We start from the raw sequence: 25266 nt of genomic DNA on the forward strand, positions 1-25266 counted from the left end.
AAAAAATCTCTGAGAAAAATGCCGAGATGTGTCGAGGCGGGGGAATCGGCTCCGACCGAAGGGTGACAGCAAGTCACCCACAGCGCAAGGAGCACATCATGTCCGTCAACACCTTCCTCTGGTTCGAGTCCGACGCCGAGCAGGCCGCCAACCGCTACGTCGAGCTGGTGGACGATTCACGGATCGTCGATATCACCCGGCATCCGGACGGCTCGGCCTTCATCGTGTCGATCGAACTGGACGGCCACCCGTACACCCTGATGAACGGCGGCCCGGGCCATCCGTTCACCGATGCGGCCTCGATCCAGGTCGTCGTCGATACGCAGGAGCAGGTCGACCGGCTCTGGGACGCCCTGACCGAGGGCGGCGAGCCCGGCCCCTGCGGCTGGCTGACCGACCGTTACGGCCTGTCCTGGCAGGTGGTCCCGGCCGCTCTGCCGAAGCTGACGATGGGGGACGATCCGGCCAAGACCACAGCCGTCGGCACCGCGCTGCGCACCATGTCGAAGCTCGACCTCGCGGTGCTACAGGACGCCTACGATCGGGCCTGACCACCGAATTCACCGTCTCCGTCCCGGTGAATACCGGAATGCCCGGGACGACGAATCCGAACCGGCCCCGTAGTCGCCGTGACTACAGGGCCGGTTCGGGTGAGAAGTGCGTTCTCAGCGCCAGCGTTCCGGCGTGACCGGCGCATCCCACGCACCGGCGTAGCGCCGGGTGTCGGGGGCGTTGGATTGCTTGTGGCGGTACACGATGTACGGCCGGGTGAGGTAGCCGATGGGCGCACTGAACATGTGCACCAGCCGCGTGTAGGGCCACAGCCCGATGAGCGCCAGCACCACCAGACCGTGCAGCTGGAAGGTCCACGGCGTATCGACCATCAGCTCGGGTTCCGGATTCAGCGTGAAAAGGCTACGGAACCACGGGGATACGGTCTCGCGGTAGTTGTAGGTGCCCCACAGCAGATTGCTGCCCCAGGTATTGAGCAGGCCGGTCACCAGCGCACCCGCGAGCAGGGCGTACATCAGCTTGTCATTGCCCGTGGTCGCCTTGCGCACCGCTGTCACGGTGAGCCTGCGGTAGAGCAGGATGCCGACGCCCGCCAGCACCGCCAGACCCGCGACCGAACCGGCTCCGACCGCGATCACGTGATAGGTGTGCTCGGAGATGCCGACCGCGGCGGTCCAGGACTCCGGAATCAGCACGCCGAGCACATGCCCGCCGATCACGCCGAGCATCCCGAAGTGGAACAGCGGGCTGCCCAGTCGCAGCAGGCGGCTCTCGTAGATCTGGGAAGAGCGTGTGGTCCAGCCGAATTGGTCGTTGCGGTAGCGCCAGATGTGGCCGAGCACGAAGGAGGTGAAGGCCACGTACGGCAGGATCAGCCACAGCTCGGTGGGCAGATGCGGGGTGAAGTTCATCGGCGGCCTTCCGACTGGGCGAACATCGTGGGGTCCATGGCGAAGGGCTCCAGCCCGACCTCTTCCTCGGGCGGACCCTGGGCCGCGAGTTCGGCGATGCGACGCCGGTCGGCCGTGGTCAGGGGTGGCAGTGTGGCCACCACCGCGCCGAGTACCCCGGCGTACGGGGAACCACTGTCGGACAGCGATAGTCGCAGCAGTTCGATCACCGGCACGTGCTCGCCGAGCAGGCGCTCACCGCCGATCGGGTCGACCGTGGCGGCGAACTCGAGCAGCACCGGAAGATGGTCCGGCAGTTCGTGATCGCCCAGTTCCACCCCCGCGTGCCGGTAGGCGTGTTTGAACCGCAGCAGCGCCATACCGCGCTTGCGGGTGTCGCCGTAGGCGTAGAACGTCAGGTGCAGGCTGGCGCGGCGGCGCAGATCGAAGGTCTCGACGTAACTCGCCGCCAGCTCGATCGGCGATGTCACGCGCAGGTGGGTGAGCAGCCCGTCGATCTGCGGACGCACGTGATCGGGCAGTTGCGCGGCCGCACTGGACAATTCGTCGATCATTGCCAGGGTGTCGCGGCCGGGATAGTCGAGTAGCAGGGCGGCCAGCCGCCACACCAGGCGGCGATCCCGCTCGGACATCTGCACGGTCGGTTCGGGGCGACGCCGAATCTTCAGCAGACTCATCGCGGCATCCCGTTGGCCGCGGTTGCGCTGTAGTCGGCCGACGAACCATGCGCGGCGCCGTTGCCCGCATGGTCCGTCGAGCCGTTCGAGGCAGCCCCGTTGCTGCCGTTGCTCTGCGCGCCGTTCGCGCCGTTCGACCCGCTGCCGTTGGCGCCGTTCGAACCCGCGCCGTTCGCCGCCGCTGCGGCGGTGGGCAGCAATCCCGCGGTGCTCTTACCGTCCCAGTTCAGCAGGTTGATCCGGTTCGACTTCTCCTCCGGCGCAGCGCCATTGGTGTCGGTGAGGTGGAACTTCTCCACCATCTGGTCGAAGGCGGTCATCCCCGGTCCGCCGTCGTTGTCCAGACTGCATCCGGTGGCGAGCGCGTCGAGCTGGTGCGCCTCGGATCCGGCACCGGTCGGAATCACATACCGGTGTTCGTATTTGGCGATGGCGAGCAGGCGGTAGAGCGCCTCGATCTGCTCGGGCTCCAGCCGGACCGACGGGGCGATCGACGGATCCGGCTCCTCACCGAGATTTACCGACCGCATGAACGCCCGCATGCCCGCGAGCCGCTGCAATGCGGCGCGCACCGGTCCGACATCGCCCGCGGTGAACAACTCGGCCAGGTATTCCACCGGAATCCGCAGCGCGTCGATGGCGCCGAACAGATTCGACGCGTTCTCCCCGTCGTGCCCGGTCTCGGACAGCACATCCACCACCGGTGACAGCGGCGGCACGTACCAGACCATCGGCATGGTGCGGTACTCCGGATGCAGCGGCAGCGCGATCTGGTAATCGACGATCAGCTTGTACACCGGCGAATCCTGGGCCGCCTGAATCCATTCCGGCGAAATCCCGGCGCGCTCGGCCTCGGCGATCACCCGCGGGTCGTGCGGGTTGAGGAAGACCCCGAGCTGCGAGGGGTACAGATCCTTGGTCTCGGTGACCGAGGCGGCCTCCTGCACCTTGTCCGCGTCGTAGAGCATGACGCCGATGTAGCGCAGCCGTCCCACGCAGGTCTCCGAGCAGACCGTCGGAATCCCGACCTCCACGCGCGGGTAGCAGAAGGTGCACTTCTCCGCCTTACCCGTCTTGTGGTTGAAGTAGATCTTCTTGTACGGGCAGCCGGTGACACATTGGCGCCAACCCCGGCACTTGTCCTGATCGACCAGCACGATGCCATCCTCGGCGCGCTTGTAGATCGCGCCGGAGGGGCACGACGCCGCGCACGACGGATTCAGGCAGTGCTCGCAGATGCGCGGCAGGTAGAACATGAAGGTCTGTTCGAACTCCAGCTTCACCTGCTCCGACAGCCGCGACAGCAGCGGGTCCTTGCCGACCTGTTCCGGGCCGGAACCGAGGTCGTCGTCCCAGTTCGCGCCCCAGGTGACCTGCGTATCCTCGCCCGTGATGAGCGATTTCGGCCGTGCTACCGGGGTGGTGTCGGTCGGCGGCGAGGACAGCAGGTTGTCGTAGTCGTAGCTCCACGGTTCGTAGTAGTCCGTCACCGTGGGCAGGTCGGGGTTGGCGAAGATATTCAGCAGGCGCTTCATCCGGGAACCGGATTTCAGCGTCAGCTTGCCGCGCTTGGTGAGCGTCCAGCCGCCCTTCCACTTCTCCTGATCCTGGTACTGGCGCGGATAGCCCTGTCCCGGGCGGGTTTCCACGTTGTTGAACCAGACGTATTCGGTGCCACCGCGATTCGTCCACGCCTGCTTGCAGGTGACGCTGCAGGTGTGGCAGCCGATGCATTTGTCCAGGTTCATCACCATGGCCAGCTGTGCCATGACACGCATGTCAGTACTCCACTTCCTGCGAGCGACGCCGAATAGTGGTGACTTCGTCGCGCTGATTTCCGGTGGGCCCGTGGTAGTTCAGCGCGAAGGACTGCTGCGCGTACCCGCCGATGAGGTGCGAGGGCTTGATCATGATTCGGGTGAGAGCATTGTGGATGCCGCCGCGTTTACCGCGCGCCGCGCCGACCTCGGGAGTGCCCTCGATACGCGGCACATCCACGGCCCGGTCCTGCGCGTGGTACATGAACACGGTGCCCTCGGGCATCCGGTGCGACACGATGGCCCGAGCGACAACGATGCCGTTGCGGTTGATCGCCTCGATCCAATCATTGTCGGCCACGCCGATCTTCGCGGCGTCCTTCTCCGACATCCAGATCGACTGACCGCCGCGCGAGAGCGTCAGCATGTGCAGGTTGTCCTGGTAGGCGGAGTGGATCGACCACTTGGAGTGTGGCGTCAGATACCGCACGGTGACGCCCTTGTCGCTGACATTGCCCACACCGGGCTCACTGAACAGCGCGGTCATATCCAGCGGCGGCCGGAAGATCGGCATTTGCTCGCCGAGTTCGATCATCCAGTCGTGGTCCAGGTAGAAGTGCTGGCGTCCGGTGAGCGTGTGCCACGGCTTGAGCCGTTCGGTATTGATGGTGAACGGCGAATACCGCCGCCCGCCGGTCTCGCTGCCGGACCACTCCGGTGAGGTGATCACCGGCACCGGCCGAGCCTGAGTATCGGCGAAGGTGATTCGCTTGCCCTCGTGTTCGGCGGCCAGATCCGCCAGCTTGGTGCCCGTGCGTCGCTCGAGTGCCTCGAAGCCCTCCACCGCGAGCCTGCCATTGGTGGTGCCGGACAGCGCGAGGATGGCCTCGGCGGCGTGGGTGTCCTTGGCCAGCGACGGACGGCCCTGCGCCACACCGGAAACCACGGTGCCGTTGACGCCGGCCAGGTACGCGACCTCCTCCGTGGGATGGGTGGTCACGCCCTTGGTCGTCAATCCGAGGGTGTCGATCAGCGGCCCGAGCGCCGCCATCTTCTCGGCCAGCTTCGGGTAATCCCGTTCGACCACCACCAGTTTCGGCATGGTCTTACCCGGAATCGGTTCGCACTCACCGGCTTTCCAGTCCAGCACCCGGCCACCGGCCTGCGCCAGGGCGTCCGGCGAATCGTGCTGCAGCGGCACCGCGACGACGTCCTTGCGCTTGCCCAGATGCTTTTCGGCCATCCAGGAGAAGCCGCGGGCGATGCGGTGGAAGGCGTCGAAATCGGTCTTCGCCTCCCACGGCGGCGAAATCGCCGGGGAGAAGGCGTGCACGAACGGGTGCATATCGGTGGAGGAGAGGTCGTGCTTCTCGTACCAGGTGGCGGCAGGCAGCACGATATCGGAGAACAGCGTGGTGCTGGTCATCCGGAAGTCGAGCGAGAGAAGCAGATCCAGCTTCCCGGTCGGTGCGTCCTCGCGCCAGACCAGTTCCTGCGGCCGCACCCCGGTGGCATCGGTGGTCTGGACATTGGAGTCCGCGCCCAGCAGGTGCTTGTGGAAGTACTCGTTACCCTTGCCGGAGGATCCGAGCAGGTTGGCCCGCCACACCGTCAGGCAGCGTGGGAAGTTCTCCGGTGCGTCGGGATCCTCGCAGGCGAATCGCAATTCGTCGGACTTCAGCCCGTCGACCACGTAGTCGGCCGCCGACTTGCCCGCGGCCTCGGCCTCGTCGACGAGATCGAGCGGATTGCGGTTGAAGGTCGGGTAGCTCGGCATCCAGCCGAGTCGGCTGGCCAGCGCGATATTGTCGGCGGCGGTCCGGCCCGCGAACTTGCCCTTGCCGAGTGGGGAGGCGAAGGACTGCGAGGTGAACGGGTCGTAGCGCCACTGGTCGTTGGACAGATACCAGAACACCGTGCCCTGCATCTGGCGGGGCGGGCGCTGCCAGTCCAGACCGAAGGCGAGTGTGGCCCAACCGGTCACCGGGCGGCACTTCTCCTGCCCCACGTAATGCGCCCAGCCGCCGCCGTTCACGCCCTGGCACCCGGTGAGCAGGGTCAGGGTGAAGAAGGCCCGGTAGATCTGATCGGAGTGGAACCAGTGATTGGTGCCCGCGCCCATCAGGATCATCGATCGCCCGCCGGAACGGTCTGCGTTATCGGCGAATTCGCGCGCGATCCGTGCGGCCTGCTGGGCGGGCACGCCGGTGATGGCCTCCTGCCAGGCCGGGGTGTACGGCTCGGTCGCATCGTCGTATCCGGTCGGCCAGGAGCCGGGTAGGCCGTCACGGCCGACGCCGTATTGCGCCAGCAGCAGGTCGAAGACGGTCGTCACCCGCTTGCCCGCCACCGTCATGGTCGGTACGCCGCGCACCAGCACACCCGCGGTATCGGTGTCGAAGCGCGGCAGTCGCACCGCGATCGCGTCCCGGCCGGGTGCGTCGTACAGGCTCAGCAGCGGGTCGACGCCCTCCAGGTCCAGATTCCACTTGCCCGCATCCGCCTCGGTGAAGCGATGGCCGAGGGAACCGTTGGGCACCACGGGATTTCCCGCGTCGTCCAGCAGCACCGGCTTATGCGCCGCGCCCTCGTCGGTATGGCCGAGATCGGCCGCGGTGAGGAATTTTCCGGCCATGGCGCCGTCGTGGTGGTACACCCCGTCGCTGTCCCAGCCCTGCGGATCATCCAGGCAGACCAGGTAGGGCAGGTCGGTGTAGCGCTTGATGTAGTCCAGGAACCGCGGGGTACCGCGTTCGACGAGGAACTCCTTCAGGATCACATGCCCCATCGACATGGCAAGCGCCGCATCGGTTCCCGGCCTGGCGGCCACCCATTCGTCGGCGAATTTGGTGTTGTCCGCGTAGTCGGGCGAGACCACGACGACCTTCTGCCCTCGGTAGCGCGCCTCGGTCATGTAGTGCGCGTCCGGGGTTCGGGTGACGGGCACGTTGGAGCCCCACATGATCAGGTAGCCCGCGTCGAACCAGTCGGCCGATTCCGGCACGTCGGTCTGGTCGCCGAATACCTGCGGCGAGGCCACCGGCAGATCGGCGTACCAGTCGTAGAACGAGAGCATGGAGCCGCCGAGCATCGAGATGAACCGGGCGCCGACGGCGTGGCTGACCATGGACATGGCCGGGATGGGGGAGAAGCCCGCCACCCGGTCCGGGCCGTAGCGCTTGATGGTGTGCACGTGCGCGGCCGCCGCGATCTCGGCGGCCTCCCACCATTCGGCGCGCACGAACCCGCCCTTACCGCGCGCGGACTTGTAGCGCTTTGCGTGCTCGGGGTTCTCGACGATGGACTCCCAGGCCAGCACCGGATCCTTGAGCCGCTCCTTGGCCTCCCGATACAGCTCGAGCAATACGCCGCGCACATACGGGTACCGCACGCGCGCGGGCGAATAGGTGTACCAGGAGAAGGACGCGCCGCGCGGGCAGCCGCGCGGCTCGTACTCGGGCTTATCCGCGCCGACCGATGGGTAGTCGGTTTGCTGCGACTCCCAGGTGATCACGCCGTCCTTGACGTAGATCTTCCACGAGCACGAACCGGTGCAGTTCACACCATGGGTGGAGCGCACCACCTTGTCGTGCGCCCAGCGGTCCCGATAGAACTCGTCGGCACCACGGCCGCCGACCTTGTGCAGGCTGCGGTGGTCGGCCGAGACCTCACCGCGCTGAAAGTACTTCCCCAATCGGAGCAATGCGTCGCCGGCATCGGAGGATGGCAGACCCGCCCCGTCGGAGGGTGCCGAATTTCGAGTGCGTGAATTAACCACGACGCCCCCTTCGAGCAGTTGAGTCGGGCTGTTGCACCGACTGTAAGGAGGTCGCGACGCGCGGCCAAACGATTCTCTCACAGCGCGCTCATGGGGGCGGTGAGTTGTGAGGTCGGCGCAACGTGACGGTCACTGTGTGGTTGCGCGGAAACGCCGTATTCATCGATGCGACCAGGGCCGATGCAGTCTGACCGGCCGAAACGCCACATCGGGACGGTGTTTCGGGGCCTTACCGGTGATGCTTTGGAAACCGGGGGTTCTCCGTTGCTTAATATTTGTTAACACGTTTTCGGCGGCCACCGGGAGGGTTCCGGCCGCGTTTCGGCGGTCGGCGAGCGGGTCGCCGCGCGGCGGTTCCCACTCCCCTTTTTCGGTTCGCCGATGATTAGCCATCGTTCGGTCTGCTCGATGGTCGCAGATCGATGGGGTGTTCGTCCGGCGAATCGACGTCCCAGGTGAGGCCGGTCTGGTTCCGTGCCCCGGATTCGGCGATCGAGGGGCGTCCACTCGATCCCGTCGGCTGGATGACGGGTCGTGCATCGCCCGGCTCGGCTCCGCGCGGAGCGCTCGACGGACTCGCTCGGGACCTCGATGGCGCTCGGATCCGGGAGTGTGTGCCGTGCGGGGACGCGGTTGTCGTCGCGTCGGTCCGCGGCCCGATCGAGCGCGTAAGACCCGACGGTGGCGCTTCGAGGGGTGCATCCAGTCGACTTGATGGCCACTCTCGACGAGAGCTGGTGCAGCGCAACGGAATCGATCCCGTGTTCATAGCTGAGGTGATCCGCGGTGTGGTCGGCGAGCGGACGGGGCTTGTCCGGCAGGAGTCGGCATCGAGCTGTTCTCCTCCCGCCGGGACCCGAAATCTATTCCTACGCAATGGAAAGCCGCGCGCTCCGCACAGCCGTGTCGCGAAGGGCGTGGACTCGATCCCGATGCGGGCCGCCATGGCGCCGCGACCGCGAAGGTATTGCGGCGCAATGGTTTTCCCTCTCCGAAATCGACCTGTTCGGGGTCCGGGAGACCTACTCCGGGTGGTGCCCGCCTGGTCTGGGGAGGCTGGCGCGGACCGGGGCCGGGCGCGCTGTAATTCCGGTATCTGGGGCCGGTGCGGCGGCCAATGTCCGTCTCCGAGTGCCCGATTCACGGCACCGCCTTTTGCTGTGATGTAGCCGACACACTGTGTTTGCTTCGAATATAAAGAAACAATATCGTTTATTATCCTGCGCTATGGGCATGCGCCCGCATCGTTGACGATTGGAGCCATGCCGAGCCCAGCCGTATCCGTGCCGGTGCCACCCCGGACGGTTCAACCTGTCATTCATGCAGAAGTGCCCAGTTTGTTGATACGTCTACAGTTTCATAGGAGTGGATTGCTGTGCCACGCAAAACAACCGACGTCGGGGTAAGGAATCTATTGCAACCGCCCACCTTCGGTGGGTTGTTGCGCAGACTTCGGGACGACCGGCGCATATCTCGGGAAAAGCTGGCATTTGCCGCAGGCGTCAGTTCCAGCTACATCACCCATCTGGAGGGCGGCGACCGTGATCGTCCCACCAAGGCCGTAGTCGAGGCGCTGATCCGTTATCTGAACCGGATCAGCCCGCTCGCCGACGCCGAACGCAGACACCTTTTCGATCTGGCCGGGCTGGCCGCGGATTCGTTTCCTTCGGTCGACGACCTGCGTGCCGAGATCAACGACGATATGCGCAATGGATTGGCCGTCCACGAGCCGAACGCCGCCGGCTATCTCGACACCCGGTGGAACATCTTGTCCTGTAATGATTCGTATGCGGCGGCATTCCCCGGCTTGGTGGAGGATGTCAATGTCCTGCGCTGGTTCTTCGGCAACCCGCTGTCCAAGCGGGTTATGGTCGAGTGGGAGCGCGAGGCCATGCTGACCGTGGAATGGTTGCGCGGGCTGATCGGGCAGTCCGGCGACACCGCGTGGTCCACCGAATTGCTCGACGAACTCGGCGAGTTCGCCGAATTCCGGAGCATGTGGGCCGCCGGCGGCACCGCATACGGACGGGATCGACCGCATATGCACCTGCGTGATCTGGAATCAGGTGACTGCTACAGCTTGGACGTCCAAATGTTCCGTGTCGATTCCGGAAATCACCCGGGTAGGGTCCAATTCTTCCTCGGTATCCGCATTCCGTGCCCTGTGGCCACCGGGGCTTCGAAATCCGCCGCCGGATCCCGCGGGGCCGACTGATCCGGCCACACCTCGAGAACCCGTTTCGGTGTCGAGCAGAGCGCGGCCGAGCATGCGATCGGGGTGCGAGTAGGGCTGTGCGCGACGCGCCGTAGCGGCCTCGGTGCGGCTGTGCTCGCACGCATCCCAGGTCACGACGTCGATCCGGCCTCCGTCGATGGCTTTCGCGGGGGGCTCGAACATAGACCTTTCCATGAAAAGTCCGCGGGCAGGCGGCAGTGCCGGGCTTCGGGTCCGGCTGGGCCGGAATGAACTGTGGCGGAACCTGATTGGACGAATGGCATGCCGTGACAGTACCGGCAGCGGCGCCGGTGACGACCCTTTTGCGCGGCATATGCGATACCCGGATGCGTGATGAGTCCGGTCAGTATTTGCACTGGCCGGTGCACATACTTCACAGGGTGCGGCAGATGTTCGAGATCATCTGGACAACCATTCGGTGAACGTATTTGATCCGTTTATCGCCGAGTTCGGGATTTAATTACAACGTTGTGATTCGGTGAGACGGGCAACTGTGGATTGCGGAAACATTGCGGGGAGTTGATTGCACATGCTTGATGACGTCGGCTCGATACCTCACATCACGCTGGCGGCGGCGGCCGACTGCACGAACGGCACATTCGCGGTCTGCGGAGACGAGGGACGCGCGCTCTGGTACGGCCCGTTCCTGGACAGCGACGCGGACCACCCGCACGGCGACAGCTTCGCCGGCGCGATGGCGGCCGCGGCCAGGGCCGTCTGGCTGGCGGGCCGGGCCCGAGCGGACTCGGGCCATCCCGAGGCCACCCTTCACCTCACTGTCACCGAACCCGATATCGACGTGGTCACCCTGGCATGTGCGGCCTCGATGTCCGGGCTCGCACTGGATCTGGTCGTCTCCGCGGACAACCCGGCCGTGGACTGGTGCCAGGTTTTCGGCAGGCTCGATTGGAACCCGGGGGCGCTGGTCAGCCTGGTCGACGGCGAAACGGAGAACCGGCATGGGCGCCATCTCCGATCCGTAGCTATGAACAATGATTCGAAGGAGAGTGCTCAGATGACGCGCAATGCTGGTGGTACCGGACCGTCCGGCCCGATCACCCCGCAGATCGACCCCGGCGTGGAGTTGCGGGCCGCCCTGGAGGCCCTGCTGCTGCGCGACGCGGTCGGCCTCGACGCGCGCATGCGGCACGCCATCGCGGCTTGCGTGCACCTGGCCGTCGATACGCCGCACGGCTCGCCCGAGGACTCCGAGGAGTTCCTCGGCCGCCTCGATGCGTCCTGGCTGCTCGCGGCCTGGGCCGGGCACGACACCGAAATGTCGCTCATCGCAACCCTGGCCGCAGGCGAGGTGCCCGCCCTGTCCTGGTGCGAGCTCATGTTCACCACCGCACTGGCACCCTGGTCGACAAGTCCCGTCGCGGTCCATGCGCGGCGCATCTTCGCGACAGTTCAGCACGGGCACCTCGGCGCCGTCCGCACGCCGGTGCGGGTCACGGGGTCCTGAGCCCCGCCCGAGGGCGGGGCTGCGTATCAGCGGCTCAGGGGATCTCGATCTCGGCGAAGGAGTCCACCCAGCGGTGCGGTGGGCGTGCGGGATTGGGTTCCCCCGGCCGATGGATTCCGATGGCCGACCAACCCGCGGCGACGGCGGCGTCGAGCTCATCCGGATGATCGGACAGGAACAGGATCTCCGGGGCCGCGACGCCGATCGCCGAGGCGATCTTGTCGTAGGACGCGGCCTCGCGCTTGGGACCCGCGGTGGACAGATCGAAATAGCCGCTGATCAGCGAACCGAGCTCACCGCCGCGGGCGAAGGCGAACCAATCCTGTTGGTTGCGAACCGAACCCGAGGAATAGACGTACAGTCGAAGCCCGGCGGCCCGCCAGGCGGCGAGTGCGGGCGGTGCATCGGGGAAGAACTCGCCGTGCAGCGCTCCGGAGCGGAAGCCCTCGGCGCAGATGATGCCCTGCGCGGTCTTCAACGGCTCGGCCTTCACATCCGAACCGAGCCAGCCGCGCAGGATCTCGGCCACCTCGGCCGGATCCGCGTCGGGGCGCCCGGCCAGCTCCCTCGTGCCCGCGATGACGGGTGCGGCGACGCCGGTGTGATTGTCGGCCAGCCACTCGGGCAGCTGAGCCCGGGTGTAGCCGTACAGGTCCTCCCGCACCGAGCTGGTCGGGCTGGTGGTGCCCTCGATATCGAGTACGACCGCGACGGTCACGATGCGGTCAGCAGGTCGTCGAGGGTCGGGAATCCCTCGCTGATCCGGTCACCGCTGAAATCGCCGACCCAGCCGTCCTCCTCCTCGAAGAACCGGATCGCGATGAAGTCGGGGCGGGTGCCCATGTCGAACCAGTGCAGCGTGCCCGCGGGCACCGAGAGCAGGTCGCCGCCCTCGCATACGACCGCCAGCACCTCCTGGCCCAGGTGCAGGTAGAAGCAGCCGCGCCCGGCCGCGAAGTAGCGGACCTCGTCCTCGGCGTGACGGTGCTCATTGAGGAATTTCTCCCGCGCGCCCTTGGCGATCGCGGGCCATTCCGGATCGGTGTCATCCGGGTGGATGCGCGCGATATCGATATGCTTGTAGCGCCCGGACGCGTTGAGCTCGGCGACATTGTCGGCGTAGCGGGCCAGCAGCTCGTCCGAGGAGACCGAGGCGGCATTCTCCACCACCGGCCAGCGGTCGAAAACGATTCCGTGCGAGGCCAATTCGGCGCCGATCACCGCGTCGTCGGTGGTCCGCACCCGGACCTCGGCGGCATTGTCGGCGGCCATTACCTGCAGCAGCGTCATGTCAATCCAATCTCGAGAAGGTCGGCGTCCGCGGCGAAGGCGCGCCGTCGCCCGGTTCGGGTCACCAGTTCGCAGAGTGCCTCCAGGCATTCGGCGCGGTCGCGAGCCTGGGAGAGAGTGTCCCCCCAGGCGGTGATGCCGTGACCCGCGATGCCGAATACCGGTGGGGCGTCGAGATTCTCGGTCAGATACCGCTCGACGTCCGCACCGATGCGCGCGACATCGCGCCAATTCGGGAAGATCGGGATGTCGATCACGCCGGGATCGGTGCCGCCGAGACCCTTGATGAGCTCGTAGTCGGTGATCCGCAGCGTGCCGATCTCGTCCGGTTCGCCGGTGCGGGTAGACAGCGTGGTCGCGTACGGGGGATGGATGTGCACGACGGCCGTGGCGCCGGTGGCCCGGTAGACGGCCGTATGGATCGTGGTCTCGGCCGAGGGCCTGCGCCGCTGTTCGGATACCGGCATCGAGTCCGAAACACGAACGGTGACCATATCGTCCGCGGTGAGCTCGCCCTTGGACAGGCCGCTACCGGTGACGACCACCGAATCCCCGGTCCGCACCGAGATATTGCCCGCGGTGCCCGGCATCCAGCCGCGGTGGTACAGCTCGCGGGCGATTCCGGCGATGGCCGCACCTGATCCGGACGATCCGGCTGCGGCGCCGTGCACCACGCCGAGCTCGGTCACGACGGCGGTCACCAGATTGCCCGGCGTCACGTCGAAGGCCGGGTTGAAGACCTCGGTCCCGGCGGGTGCCGTCGCGACCCCGCCGAATCCGGTCACCTCGACGGCGGCCCGCTGCTCCACCACGATGTCGCGACCGGACGCCATATCCGGGTCGCGGGTGGACTCGGGTGCGACCACGATGAACGGGATGCCGTGGTGACGGGCGGCCAGCGCCAGCATGTAGGTGCCGATCTTATTCGCGACATCGCCATCGGCGGTGACGCGGTCGGCGCCGACCAGTACGCAGTCCACCTGCCCGGTGGCCATGGCCCAGGCGGCGGCGGAGTCGATGGTGAGCCGATGCGGAATGCCCGCCTCGGCCAGCTCCCACGCGGTCAGCCGCGCGCCCTGCAATAGCGGGCGGGTCTCGTCGACCAGCACCTCGGTGAGCGCGCCGCGCTCGTGTAGTACCCGCAGCGTGCCGATGGCGGTGCCGAACGCGCTGGTCGCCAGGCGGCCGGTGTTGCAGTGCGTCAGTACCCGCACCGGCCGGTCACCGAGCAGATCCCGGACCAGGTCGGCGGCATTGGTCGCGGCGGCACGGTTGACCCTGCCGTCCTCGGCCAGCATGTCGAGGGTTTCGGCGAGTACCGCGTCCGCGCCCAGCGGCACCTTGGTGACGACCCGGCGCACCGCCCAGGCCAGATTGACCGCGGTCGGCCGGGCCTCGGCGATCCGGGTGGCCTCGGCCTCGACCGCCGCCACATCGGCCACCCCATCGGTGGTGTGGTCGGCGGTCGCGATGACAACGCCGAAGGCGCCCGCGATGCCGATCGCGGGGGCGCCCCGGATGGCCAGCGTCTTGATGGCGTCGATGATCTGGTCAACCGTCGTGAGGCGCAGCTCCCGCACCTCGTGCGGCAGTCCGCGCTGGTCGATGGTGACCAGCGCACCGTCGTCCCAGATCAGGGAACTGTCGTCCATCAGGCGCATCCTTTTGTAGCGGAGCAGGGCTGAATTGTGCCTGGTAAACGGTATCCGACCGAGAGCGGTGCCCGAAAGTCGGCTCGTCGGCCTCAGCCTCGCGCGCTGGCCTCGGTGCGCAGTGTGGCGGCACGTTTGCGCGGGTCGTAATCCGCGCCGACACCCTCGATCAGCAGGAGATCGCCGTCGATGTGATCGGCGCGCAGGTGCAGGATCTCCTGGTAGGCGGGCGAGTGATACCACTCCCGCGCCGCCGTGATCGTCGGGAACTCGATCAGCACCATGCTGCCCGGCCAGTCGCCCTCGACGACTTCGACCGGCGGGCCGTGGATGACGAAGCGGCCGTCGAACGGATCCAGCGTGGCCTGGATACGTTCCAGGTACTCCAGGATCTCGGGGTGTGGTCGGCGACTGCGGAGGTGGGCGAAGCCGTAGGCGGACATGACGGGCTCCTTCGGTGTCTGCCGCACCGCGGGAAGCGGCGGGCCCGGAGGCGGCGGCCGGTGTGACCTCGGGCGGCCCGGCGGCTGCCGCCGTCGCCCGGCGGGCGCGACCAGCCGAACGTAACTCCGGCGCACCCACTGGACAATTACCTCGCGGGTAAGCGACTCGGCCCGTGCACCTTTCATTCCGCGATGAACTCCGCCTCGCGCTCCACCGACTCGATGGTGCGTTGCGGGACGCGAATCGGGCCGGGGGCGTAAGTGATCGCGCGCAGGTCGCCGGTATAGCGGAACGGGCCGCGACGTTCGCGCAGGTCCCAGGAGACCGGGCCGCGTGCGTCGACGCCGACGGAGATGCCGGTCCACGGTGACATACCCACCAGCTGTACCTGGTCGCGAAGTTCGGCGACCCGGTCGCCGCCGATCACGATGCGGAAGTCCTGGCGCAGGCGAGTTCGGCGGCCTTCTCCGGGAACCGCGCCGACAGGTCGTGCAGTTCGGTCGGATCGGCGCGGACGTCGAACAGCTGCCAGTTCGGGGCATCGATATCCGCGCCCGGTTCATGCAACGACAGCAACTTCCAGCCGTCGCGGTAGAAGCCACGGTGCCCGGTCATCTCCGAATACTGCTCGGTGTGACGGGTCGGTGCGTGCGGGTCGCGCAGCAGCTCGGCGGCGGAGATACCGTCGAACTCCTTGGCGGGCAGCCCGTTACGTACTGTGGGCCGCGACAATCCCGCCAGATCCAGCAGGGTCGGCGCCAGATCCGTGACGTAGGCGTACTCGTGCCGGATGCCATTGTCGCCGTCGGTGCGCGGTAATCCCCTGGGCCAGGACACGATGAGCGGCACCCGGACCCCGCCCGCGAAGGTCTGTCCCTTGTAGAAGCGGAACGGGGTATTGGAGGCCTGGTCCCAGCCGCGTGGGTAGTGCACGCCGAGCCGTGCCGTGCCGATCAATTCCTCGTCGTGCGGGATGTCGCCGATCCGGTCCGGGTCGTCGATATGGGCGAACTGGGCGAAGTAGGTGCGGGTGCCCTCCGGGCCGCCCTCGGCGGTGCCGCCGTTGTCGGAGGTGAAGACCACGATGGTGTTGTCGAGCTCGCCGAGCTGTTCGACCACATCGAGGATGCGACCCAAGCTCTGGTCGATGCTGTCGACCATGCCCGCGTACACCTCCATGTACCGGGCGAAGCGCCGCTGCTCGTCCTCGGACAGCGAATCCCATTCCGCTGCCTCATATCCCGGCTCGGTATTGCGCGGCTTCTGCTGGGTGCCAACGGGAAACAGGCCCTGCGCGAGTTGTGCGGCGAAGCGGCTCTGCCGCAGCTCGTCCCAGCCCTCGGCATAGCGGCCGCGGTACTTCGCCAGATCCGCGGGCTTGGCCTGCAATGGGCCGTGCATGGCGACGTGCGCGTAGTACAGGAGGAACGGCTTGGCCGAATCGTGTGCGCGCAGATCCTTGATATAGCCGATCGCCTTATCGGTCAGGTCGTCGGTGAGGTAGTAGCCCTCCGGATACTCCTCGACATCGACCACGGAGGAGTCCGACACCAGCTGGTTGGGGTAGTAGAAGGAGTTCAGTCCTTCCAGCGAACCGTAGTAGCGGTCGAAGCCGCGCTGCGTCGGCCACGAATCCCGATGTGCCGCCGGGTTCATCGTGGCGTCGCGCACCAGATGCCACTTGCCGACCGCGTAGGTGGCATATCCGTTGCCGCGCAGGATCTCCGGCAGCGTGAGCACGTCATCGGCCAGTTCCAGTCGCAGGCCCGGGTAGCCGGGATCAGCACCACGATGATGTTGGGCGTATCCGCCGGTGCGGTCGGCGGGTAGGTCCACTCCGGGGTGGAGTCGGCGGTGGTGCGACCGATCGCGCCGCCGAAGGATTCGTAGCCGCGGGCATGAGATGGAACAGCCATGCTCCCAGCAGAACCGGAGAAGGGCTTGCTCGCCAGCATTCGACGCACGCTGCGCGGAACCGGTGCGCCCGCCGCTGGGTTCGCCGTCGTACATCCGGATCGGCCCTGCGCACCTACGCCGATGGCGTTGCGGAGCCCTGCTGTTCGTGTGATGCGCCGCGCGGCTGAGGCATCTGCGTTGCCCCGCGGTGCCGATCCCGGACCCGATCGTCGCACGCCGAGGTGGATCCTGAATCCGATGTCGCGGCATAACGATTGCGCCTCGGTGCATGAATACTCGGATATCGGCGGATTATTCGAAAATTCCGGAAAACATGCCGCGGCCGCCGGTGCTGCTGTCACCGGCGGCCGTAGTACGAACTTTTAGTAGCCGCGGTCCTGCGGCCGCCGCTGCTGGCTTTCGCGCTGATCTTCGTTCGCGCCAGCTCGGTTCATGCCCTGCTGCTCCTGGCGCTGCTGCTGTTGCTGCTGCTGCCTCGGCATCTGCTTGGGCATTTTCTTAGGCGTCTTCTTCGACTTTTCAGCCATTTTCCACTCGGTCCTTTCCGGGTGATTGGTTTCGCCTAACCAGAACACCATAGCGAGCAGACATCAGTACCGGAAGAGGAAATGCGGATATTTATTGTGCGGCGATATTCAGGCCGGTAAAGGCAGGAATTCCACGATGGCGCCGTCGACCGCCTCGGCCGGCACGATGACCAGACCGTCGCGATCGATCAGGCCGCCCAGGTGGGCGGTGCGGATCTGCGGGTCGCCCAGCCATCCGCCGTCCGGGGCGATGCGCGCGGGGACGATGCGGGGGACGGCGGCCGTGATGTCGGCGGCGTTGTGCAGCGGGCCGGTGAGCGCACGGGCGGGCTGGGCGCCGGTGCGGCCCTCGACGATGGCGGCGGCCAGCGCCATCAGGGTGGCTACGGCGGCGAACGGATTACCCGGCAGGCCGAGGACCGTGGTGCCGGTGCGCAGTTCGGCGACCAGGGTGGAGCCGCCCGGACGCAGCCGCAAGCGGTGCACCGGTAGCGTGGCCGCGGCGCGTGCCACCGCGGCGCGCAGTTGGTCCGCGGCACCGCCGCCGGTAGCGCCGACGATGACGAGAAGGTCGATATCGGTTGTCGCGGTGAGTACTTCATCGAAACCGGTCGGCGTATCGCGCAAGTGCACTCGATCGACGGTGCGAATTCCGTAGTGGGACAGTATGTCCGGCAGAATCGGCCCGATCGAATCCCGGGTCTGACCGATCTGCAGCGGCCCCTCGCTGCGAATCTCGTCGCCGGTCATCACGATTCGGGCCCGCACCGGGCCGCGCACCAGCGCCTCGGTGACCTCGACACTGGCGGCCGCGGAGATCAGCGCGGGCGTCACGGGGGTGGCCACCGCGGCGACGAGATCGCCCGGTCCGCAGTCCTCACCCCGGCGGCGGATGTCCTCGCGCGCCGGGGTGTCCGGGAGTCGGTACAGGATCTGCTCGGGGCTTACCCGGGCGAACTCGTCGCGCAGCACCGCCGAGGTGCCGTCGGGTACATGCGCGCCGGTGGCGATGCGCACCGCCTCGCCGGGCAGCAGTCCTACCGGGCGTTTGCCGCCCGCGAAGCCGATGTCCTGGCGCAGCTGCCAGGGGCCGTCACCGGCGACCGCGTAGCCGTCCATCGCGGAGACATCGAAGCGGGGCAGCGGTCCGTGCGCGGCCACCGGGGCCGCGAGCGTGGCCCCGCGCACCGACCGCAATTCGGTCCGATACGCCGTCAGGCGGGTCAGGGTGGTGCGCAGGATGCGCCGGGCCTCATCCAGCTCGAGGGGCGGCAGTGGGGCCGATTCCGCGGTACCCACCTGCGTCTCTCGCGTTGCGGCCTCGGCCTCGGTCCGCGCGCGGCGCACCTCGTCATGGGTATCCACATCGGCCACACCGGAGACACCGACCATGACGGTATCCGCCGGAATCAGGGCCTTCATCGGCTGGTTGATCAGCGTGTCCAGGCTGTCGAGCGCGGCGACCAGCGCGGTGCGGCGCCAGACTCCGATCAGATATTGCGGCCTGCCGGATTCGTCGGCGGCGAAGACCGCGTCGGCGCCGGTTTCGGCCTCGTGCCGCAGCAGCTTCGCGATCGCGGCCTCGGTCAGGAACGGCATATCCGCCGCGAGCACCACCACCAGCGGCGCCGCATCGGCGCTCAGCGCCCGCAACCCGGCTTCGATGGCGGCCACCGGACCGGCGCCCGGCGGTACCTCCCGCACCTGGAGAACACGCGGATTCAGCTCCGGCCGATGCGGCCCGACCACCACCGTGCGCGCGCAGGCCGCGACCGCGGCGAGCGCCGAATCGAGCATCGAACGGCCCCCGATGACGATCGCGGGCTTGTCGATTCCGCCCATGCGGCTGGCGCGTCCACCGGCCAGCACAATGGCGTCGGTGGCGGTCATCGGGAACAACCCGAAGCTAGGTACAGCATGGGCGACATGCTAATTCGTCGGTGGCATCGATCCACGCAGCGCAGCCTTGCCGTCGGCAGGCCGCAATCGGATCGTCGGCTAGGCGATCAAGGAGTCGGGTGCCGGGCGATGTAGACAGAACTCGTTCGTTTCCGGATCGGCGAGTATCAGCCCGGGTGCGCCACCGCCACCGCCCCCGGTCGACAGCGGGGTCGCGCCCGCGGCGCGTAGCCGGGCCACCTCCTTGGCCGGATCGTCGGCGGGGAAGGAGGTGAGGTCGAGGTGTAGCCGGTTGCGCCCGCACTTCTCGTCGGGGGTGCGCACGAACTCCAGCCAGGAGCCGACCCCCGTCGCCGACCGCAACCCGGCGATCTGCGCCCCGCCGTAGGTGACCGGCCAGCCCGAGGCGGTGGACCAGAACTCGGCCAGCCGTACCGGATCCCTGGTGTCGATCACGATCGCGGCGACCGCGCCGGTGTCGACGTACTGTTCCCGCGGTTCCAGCACGCAGAATTCGTTGCCCTCGGGATCGGCGAGCACCACCCAGGGCACGGCGCCCTGCCCGATGTCGATGCGCCGGGCGCCCAGCGAGAGCGCCCGATCCACCTGAACCCGCTGGTGATCCAGTGATCGGGTGGCCAGGTCGAGGTGGATGCGATTCTTGCCGTTTTTCGGCTGTGCGGTGGGCAGGAATGTCAGCGCGATCTCGAGACCGTCCGGATCGTGCGCCGCGACATCCACCTCGTCGGGGCGATCGACGGTCACAGCCCAGCCCAGCAACTCGGCCCAAAAGCCCGCGACGAACCGCGGCCGGTCTGCATCGAACACGACACACGCCAGGCGGGTGGACATACTTCAACGTTAACCCCCGCCCGGTCTACCGATCCGGTAGTTCGGCAAACCGGAAACGCACAGCGTTCAGATCCACCCGGCCGTCCCGAATCGGCACACCCTCCTCGGTCAGCAGTCGCAGCTGACGGTGGGCCAGATGGGCGGCGGGCTTACCGCCCGCGCCGATTACCCGGTGCCAGGGCAGATCGGCCGCATCGGTGCGCATGATCCAGCCGACGGTGCGCGGGGTGGACAGTCCGGCGGCCGCCGCGATATCGCCATAAGTGGCCACCCGCCCCGGCGGAATCCGCGCGACCAGGTCGCGGACCAGCTCGATCTGGGCATCCGAGGTGGGCACGGCTCAGCCCAGCGCCGCGCGTACCAGCGCCGCCGCCTCGGCAGGCCGGGCCTGCGCGACCATGTGGTCGCAGTCGAACTCGTGCACGGTCAGCCGTGCGCCGAGGTGCGCGGCGAGCGCCGACCGGAACTCCGGTGTCACGAACGGCGGCTGCACCTTCATCGCCTGTACCAGCACGGTGGGCAGATCCGCGGGCGGCAGCACGAAGTCACGGGCCAGCTGACCCCAATAGGAGGTGATGGCGGGCAGGCTCATGCGCCAGCCGACGCGGCCGCCCGTGGTCGGCGTCAGATGCTCGTCGAGTTCGGCGGTGAGCACATGGGGTTCGACGTCGGCCCAGGCACTGGCCAGCTTGTCCCGGCGGGCGTGCTCGACATCGTCGTAGTCGGGGTGTGCGAGGGTGCCGAGCGCGATGTCGTTGAGCAGCGTCGGCTCCAGTGCGATCGCAGGGTCGAGCAGCACGAGCCCGCGCACCAGTTCCGGATGCCGGTGCGCCAGGTGCAGCGCGGTGGCCGCGCCGAACGAATGCCCGACGATCAGCACCGGCTCGTCGGTTTCGGCCTCGAGCAATTCGACCAGGTCGGTGACGATGCGTTCGAAGGTCCACGGCGGCAGCGCGGTCGACCTCCCGTGTCCGCGCAGATCCGGCGCGATGACGCGGACCTCGGGCAGGTGCTCGTCCGACAGCGCCGCCCAGCGCTTCCCGTGACCGGTCAGGCCGTGCAGGGCGAGGACGAGCGGTCCGGTGGCGGGACCGAAGCGGTGCACGTGAAGAGTCGACACACCAGCTATTGTGCTGTGCACCTGTTGCTGGTCAACTCGTACCGCTGCTTCGGCGGAGTAGGCCCGCCAACGTGACCACCTGATCTCATGCGCGCACGGATCCTCATCGGGCACGCCCACAACTCGGCCGCATGCCCGAGGTGAGCCCGTCCGGCACTCGGCTGCCGGTAAAAGACGCGGAGAGGCGGGGGAGCGCGTATCGTGTCGGCCCCGTCTGTTGCAATAGCCCGCGTGGTGCGATCGGATAGCGCGGTGCGACTTGTTCGCCGGAACGCAACGGCACCCGGGGCTCGGCTCTGGGGTGCCGAGGTACGTGCGCTCTTCGAAGCCACCGCGGCCGTGGGGCCGATCCGGCCGGGATGGCGGCCCTGGCAGGTGCTCGGCGGGCCGGGCACCGGGAAGACGGCCCTGCTGATCGATCTGGCCGCCGAGCGCATCGCCGCGGCAGCCGATCCGGAGTCGGTGCTGCTCCTGACCCATTCGAAACAGGCCGCGAGTGCCGTACGCGACGCCATCACCGCGCGCCTGGCCGATCCGGGCGGGACCGAGGGCGGCGTGCCAGGCGCCACCAGGGAACCGCTGGTGCGCACCCTGCACTCCTACGCCTTCTCGGTGCTGCGCAGGCACGCCACCGCGCACGGCAACCCGCCGCCGCGTTTGCTGACCGGTGCCGAGCAGGATGCGGTGCTGCGCGAAATGCTGCGCGGGGACTTGACGGATATCGCGGCCGGGGCGACCGGTCGGTGGCCGGAGCGGTTGCAGCCCGCACTCGGGCTCGGTGGGTTCGCCGAGCAATTGCGTGATCTCATGCTCCGGGCCACCGAACGCGGGCTCGGACCCGAAGATCTCGTGCGGCTCGGCCGCGAACACGGCAAGCCGGAATGGGTGGCGGCGGGCCGGTTCGCGGTGCGGTACGAGCAGACGATGCTGCTGCGCTGGTCGGTCGGTGTGGAGGCGCCGGAGGCCACCGCCCCGGCCCTCGATGCCGCGGAATTGGTCGGCGCGGCCCTGGACGCATTGGCAGGTGACGCGAATCTCCTCGCCGCCGAACGAGCCAGGATCCGATATCTGCTGGTCGACGACGCCCAGCACCTGGATCCGCAGGCCGCCCTGCTGGTACGGGTGATCGGCAATGCCGCGCACACCGCGGTGGTCGCCGGCGACCCGGACCAGAGCATCTTCACCTTCCGTGGCGCCGACTCCAGCTTCCTCGCAGACCTGGACGTACCGCCGGAACGTCGAATTGTGTTGGCGGACAGCCATCGCGCGGGCGGTGCGGTGCAACTCGCGGTCGCGCGCATCGCCGCGAAGTTGCCCGGCAGTGCGCCGCAACGGTTTACGCTGCCCGCCCGTGATGTGGAACCGGCGGATGGCGGCGCCGCCGTGCGGGTCAGGGTTCTGGCCACCCCGGCCAAGGAGGCCGGGCTGATCGCCGACCATTTGCGGCGGGCCCATCTCACGGCCGGGGTGCCGTGGTCGCGGATGGCGGTGATCGTTCGATCGGTGCCGCTCTCGCTGGCGCCGCTGCGGCGCGCGCTGCTCGCCGCGGGCGTTCCGGTGCAGCAGCCCGCGTTGGACGTGCCGCTGGCCCGGCGGCGCGGCGCGGCATGGATGCTGCTGGCATTGCGGGCGCTGCTCGCGGACGAACGTGGACCGCGGGCCGCCGCGGAGCTGTTCTCCGCCGAGGACGCCCTCGACCTGCTCGGCGGTCCACTCGGTGGCGCCGATCAGATCACACTGCGGCGGCTGCGGCGCGGTATTCGGCGCAGTGCGCTGGAAACCGCGCGCAAGAGGACGAAATCCGCACCGGACGATGATGATTCCGGTCGGCTCGAAGCGCATACCGAAGGTGAGACCAACGACCCGCCGTTCGCCGACGACGAGCGGTTCATCAGCGAATCGGATTGGGAATACGCCGATTCCGCGCTCGACCCGGGAGCATTAGCTGATGTCGCCGACGACGAATTCGTGACCGCCGGTGGCGAACCCGCGTGGGCGGCTTACGAACCCGAGCGACCGGGTGATGTGGCCGATCGCCGCGACAGCGATGTGGACTGGGGCCTCGAGGCCGGTGAGCAGTCCGATATCAAGGAGATCCGATATCGAACCGGGTCCGATGAAGCCGATCGGACCGACTCCGGTTCCGAACGGATGGATGAAGTCGGCGAACGGGCAGTGGAGCAATCCGAATGGGATTCCGCGCCCGACGCTCGGCGCGAGGAGGAGGCTGCACGGGATACATCGAATCCCGAACGGCGAGGTCAAAGCTCCGAACGGGACGCCTTGATCGATCAATCCTCTGCGGAAGTGCTGCGCGACCTGCTCGTCGGCGCCGGGGATCGAGACCTGCTGGCCGGGCTGACCGACGTCGAGGCGGCGCCGCTGAAGCGGGTGCTGGACGCATTGGACAAGGCCCGCAAGGCCCGGCGCGGCGGGGCGGGCCTGGAGGATGTGCTGTGGGCGTTGTGGATCGCGTCGCGGCTGGAACGACGCTGGGTCGCGCAGTCCGAACGCGGCGGCGCGGTGGGCATGCAGGCCGACCGGGACCTCGACGCCGCCGTCGGACTCTTCGATGCCGCCGCGGCCTATGTGGACCGACTGCCGCGGGCCAGTCTGGAGGGCTTCGTCGAATACCTTGTCCAGCAGGAGATCCCACAGGACACCGCGCCGCTGACCGCGCCGGGTGAGGCGGTCGCGCTGCTCAGCGCGCACGCCGCGGCGGGACGGGAATGGGATGTGGTCGCGGTCGCCGCCGTACAGGAAGGCATCTGGCCGAATCCGAGGCCGCGCGGCACCCTGCTGCATATCGAGGATCTGGTCGATCTCACCGCGGGCATCGCCATCGAGGGCGAGCAGGTGAGCCGGGCGGCGCCGATCCTGGCCGAGGAACGCAGGCTGCTACTGGTCGCGTGCAGTCGAGCCCGGTCGTCGCTGCTGGTCACCGCCGTCGAATCGGTCTCCGGCGAACGCGATCTGGTGCCGTCCCGTTTCCTCGGTGAACTACTCGGCCACGACGACGAGCACGAGCCGGGCATACTGCCGGTCGCCGATCCTGGGCGCGCTCTGGTCATGCACGCCCTGGTCGCCGAATTGCGTGGGGTGGTCTGCGATTCCGAGGCCGATCCGGAACGCAGGCGGCGCGCGGCGCACCAGTTGGCCCGGCTGGCGCACGCGGGCGTGCGCGGCACTCACCCCGAAGAGTGGTACGGCACCGGCGAACTCAGTTCGCTGCGCCCGCTCTGGGACGACGACGAGACCGCGGTCGCACTCTCGCCCTCCACCGTGGAACTGCTGCGCACCTGCCCGCTGCGCTGGGCACTGGAACGCCACGGCGGCACCGACGGCGACAACCCGCATGCGGTCAAGGGCAATCTGGTGCACACCCTGGTGCAGGCCCTGGCGGGTAAGGTACCCGAACCCCAGGTGCGGGCGGCTCTGGAAAAGGCGTGGCAGTCCGTCGATCCCGGTACCGGCTGGCATTCGCGTCAAGAGCTGCGTCGCACCGAGGCGATGCTGGAGACCTTCATGGCGTGGGTGCGCAACACCCGCAGTGAGCTCACCCAGGCCGGTGTCGAGGTTCCGGTCGACTGTGAGCTGCCCGCCCGCACCGAAGACGAACGCGCGGTGCGGATCCGGGGCCGGGTGGACCGCCTGGAACGCGATGCTTTCGGCCGATTCGTCATCGTGGACGTGAAAACCGGCAAGACCCCGATCACCAAACAGGCCGCCGCCGATCACGCCCAGCTCGCCACCTACCAGGTGGCCGCCGCGATGGGCGCGCTGGACCCGGCGCTCGGCGAAAAGACCACGGCACCGGGCGAATCCGAGGGCGGGCAAGGGGATACCACGATGCCCGCGGGCGAACCCGGCGGCGCCCGCCTCGTCTATGTGGCCAAGCCGAGCAATAAAGAGGGCGCCACCCAGCGCATGCAGAACCCCCTCGACGCCGAAGCCCTCGACACGTGGCGCACCACCATCCACGACGCCGCCGCCTCCACCCGCGGCCCCAGCTACCTCGCCATGCGTAATGACGGCTGCCGCCACTGCGCGGTCTCCGGCAGCTGCCCGGTCCAGGACACCGGCCGACAGGTGACCGACGAATGAGAGCGACCGGGTGCGGCCGCCCGTATCGCACGCTTTACCCGAGATACGCGGCATGATCGAGGCCATGGCCGCGTGCGGGGTTCGGACGATCGCTGGGAGGGGCCCGGTTCCGCGTGAAGTGCGC

At 67.8% G+C, this 25266-nt stretch carries 17 protein-coding genes and 1 pseudogene; 4 read left to right on the forward strand and 14 right to left on the reverse strand.

Annotated features, from left to right (window positions below):
* Positions 1–98 precede the first annotated feature (98 nt).
* Positions 99–551, forward strand: coding sequence for a VOC family protein (locus AB0H61_RS30750; RefSeq protein WP_357311229.1), 453 nt, complete (start codon positions 99–101; stop codon positions 549–551).
* 114 nt (positions 552–665) lie between these two features.
* Here AB0H61_RS30750 and narI read toward each other — a convergent pair whose 3' ends face one another.
* The 4 genes from narI to AB0H61_RS30770 are packed head-to-tail and all read right to left on the reverse strand — an operon-like array spanning position 666 to position 7588.
* A complete protein-coding gene (narI, locus tag AB0H61_RS30755; RefSeq protein WP_357311230.1) occupies positions 666–1424 on the reverse strand; it encodes a respiratory nitrate reductase subunit gamma in 759 nt (252 codons plus the stop codon).
* Positions 1421–2101 (reverse strand): nitrate reductase molybdenum cofactor assembly chaperone, encoded by a 681-nt coding sequence (narJ, locus tag AB0H61_RS30760; protein ID WP_357311231.1) that lies wholly within the window; start codon positions 2099–2101, stop codon positions 1421–1423. The genes narI and narJ overlap by 4 nt, the downstream gene beginning before the upstream one ends.
* The gene (gene narH / locus AB0H61_RS30765; protein ID WP_357311232.1) at positions 2098–3879 is read right to left on the reverse strand and encodes a nitrate reductase subunit beta; all 1782 of its coding nucleotides are present in this window, start codon (positions 3877–3879) and stop codon (positions 2098–2100) included. The genes narJ and narH overlap by 4 nt, the downstream gene beginning before the upstream one ends.
* Position 3880: 1 nt before the next feature.
* Positions 3881–7588 carry a nitrate reductase subunit alpha gene (locus AB0H61_RS30770; protein ID WP_357311273.1) on the reverse strand — a complete coding sequence of 1236 codons (3708 nt, stop codon included), beginning with the start codon at positions 7586–7588 and terminating at the stop codon, positions 3881–3883.
* Positions 7589–9011: 1423 nt separating this feature from the next.
* Here AB0H61_RS30770 and AB0H61_RS30775 point away from each other — a divergent pair.
* Both AB0H61_RS30775 and AB0H61_RS30780 read left to right on the forward strand, forming a co-directional pair.
* Positions 9012–9851, forward strand: coding sequence for a helix-turn-helix transcriptional regulator (locus AB0H61_RS30775; RefSeq protein ID WP_357311233.1), 840 nt, complete (start codon positions 9012–9014; stop codon positions 9849–9851).
* A gap of 550 nt (positions 9852–10401) precedes the next feature.
* Entirely contained in the window at positions 10402–11337 is a 936-nt protein-coding gene (locus AB0H61_RS30780; RefSeq protein WP_357311234.1) for a hypothetical protein, read from the forward strand.
* Between the two features lie 34 nt (positions 11338–11371).
* Here the strand turns inward: AB0H61_RS30780 and mtnC are convergent, their stop codons facing one another.
* From mtnC to AB0H61_RS30830, 10 genes and pseudogenes are all read right to left on the reverse strand, one after another.
* Positions 11372–12055, reverse strand: coding sequence for an acireductone synthase (gene mtnC / locus AB0H61_RS30785; protein WP_357311235.1), 684 nt, complete (start codon positions 12053–12055; stop codon positions 11372–11374).
* Entirely contained in the window at positions 12052–12627 is a 576-nt protein-coding gene (locus AB0H61_RS30790; RefSeq protein WP_357311236.1) for a cupin, read from the reverse strand. The genes mtnC and AB0H61_RS30790 overlap by 4 nt, the downstream gene beginning before the upstream one ends.
* The gene (mtnA, locus tag AB0H61_RS30795; protein ID WP_357311237.1) at positions 12624–14279 is read right to left on the reverse strand and encodes an S-methyl-5-thioribose-1-phosphate isomerase; all 1656 of its coding nucleotides are present in this window, start codon (positions 14277–14279) and stop codon (positions 12624–12626) included. Before mtnA ends, AB0H61_RS30790 begins: the two co-directional genes overlap by 4 nt.
* A 92-nt stretch (positions 14280–14371) precedes the next feature.
* Positions 14372–14722 carry a DUF1330 domain-containing protein gene (locus AB0H61_RS30800; protein WP_357311238.1) on the reverse strand — a complete coding sequence of 117 codons (351 nt, stop codon included), beginning with the start codon at positions 14720–14722 and terminating at the stop codon, positions 14372–14374.
* A 182-nt stretch (positions 14723–14904) separates the two neighbouring features.
* Positions 14905–16639: pseudogene (locus AB0H61_RS30805) on the reverse strand (sulfatase-like hydrolase/transferase).
* A gap of 363 nt (positions 16640–17002) precedes the next feature.
* Positions 17003–17167, reverse strand: a complete 165-nt coding sequence (locus AB0H61_RS30810; RefSeq protein WP_357311239.1) for a hypothetical protein — start codon at positions 17165–17167, stop codon at positions 17003–17005.
* Positions 17168–17275: 108 nt separating this feature from the next.
* Positions 17276–19057 (reverse strand): NTP transferase domain-containing protein, encoded by a 1782-nt coding sequence (locus AB0H61_RS30815; RefSeq protein ID WP_357311240.1) that lies wholly within the window; start codon positions 19055–19057, stop codon positions 17276–17278.
* A 108-nt stretch (positions 19058–19165) separates the two neighbouring features.
* Positions 19166–19918, reverse strand: a complete 753-nt coding sequence (locus tag AB0H61_RS30820; RefSeq protein ID WP_357311241.1) for a VOC family protein — start codon at positions 19916–19918, stop codon at positions 19166–19168.
* 25 nt (positions 19919–19943) lie between these two features.
* Positions 19944–20255, reverse strand: a complete 312-nt coding sequence (locus AB0H61_RS30825) for an MGMT family protein (RefSeq protein ID WP_357311242.1) — start codon at positions 20253–20255, stop codon at positions 19944–19946.
* Positions 20256–20258: 3 nt separating this feature from the next.
* Entirely contained in the window at positions 20259–21038 is a 780-nt protein-coding gene (locus AB0H61_RS30830; protein ID WP_357311243.1) for an alpha/beta hydrolase, read from the reverse strand.
* Positions 21039–21290: 252 nt separating this feature from the next.
* Between AB0H61_RS30830 and AB0H61_RS30835 the strand changes: the two genes are divergently transcribed.
* Positions 21291–25142, forward strand: a complete 3852-nt coding sequence (locus tag AB0H61_RS30835; RefSeq protein WP_357311244.1) for a PD-(D/E)XK nuclease family protein — start codon at positions 21291–21293, stop codon at positions 25140–25142.
* Positions 25143–25266 lie beyond the last annotated feature (124 nt).

Source organism: Nocardia sp. NPDC050710, assembly GCF_040654375.1.
GTDB lineage: Bacteria > Actinomycetota > Actinomycetes > Mycobacteriales > Mycobacteriaceae > Nocardia.

What these genes read in the sequence shown, in the direction of transcription:
- AB0H61_RS30815 (WP_357311240.1), bottom strand. Translation starts at nt 19,057, where the DNA reads ATGACCGCCACCGACGCCATTGTGCTGGCCGGTGGACGCGCCAGCCGC.
- narH (WP_357311232.1), bottom strand. Translation starts at nt 3,879, where the DNA reads ATGCGTGTCATGGCACAGCTGGCCATGGTGATGAACCTGGACAAATGC.
- AB0H61_RS30800 (WP_357311238.1), bottom strand. Translation starts at nt 14,722, where the DNA reads ATGTCCGCCTACGGCTTCGCCCACCTCCGCAGTCGCCGACCACACCCC.
- narJ (WP_357311231.1), bottom strand. Translation starts at nt 2,101, where the DNA reads ATGAGTCTGCTGAAGATTCGGCGTCGCCCCGAACCGACCGTGCAGATG.
- AB0H61_RS30820 (WP_357311241.1), bottom strand. Translation starts at nt 19,918, where the DNA reads ATGTCCACCCGCCTGGCGTGTGTCGTGTTCGATGCAGACCGGCCGCGG.
- AB0H61_RS30780 (WP_357311234.1), top strand. Translation starts at nt 10,402, where the DNA reads ATGCTTGATGACGTCGGCTCGATACCTCACATCACGCTGGCGGCGGCG.
- narI (WP_357311230.1), bottom strand. Translation starts at nt 1,424, where the DNA reads ATGAACTTCACCCCGCATCTGCCCACCGAGCTGTGGCTGATCCTGCCG.
- AB0H61_RS30810 (WP_357311239.1), bottom strand. Translation starts at nt 17,167, where the DNA reads ATGGCTGAAAAGTCGAAGAAGACGCCTAAGAAAATGCCCAAGCAGATG.
- AB0H61_RS30790 (WP_357311236.1), bottom strand. Translation starts at nt 12,627, where the DNA reads ATGACGCTGCTGCAGGTAATGGCCGCCGACAATGCCGCCGAGGTCCGG.
- AB0H61_RS30750 (WP_357311229.1), top strand. Translation starts at nt 99, where the DNA reads ATGTCCGTCAACACCTTCCTCTGGTTCGAGTCCGACGCCGAGCAGGCC.
- mtnA (WP_357311237.1), bottom strand. Translation starts at nt 14,279, where the DNA reads ATGGACGACAGTTCCCTGATCTGGGACGACGGTGCGCTGGTCACCATC.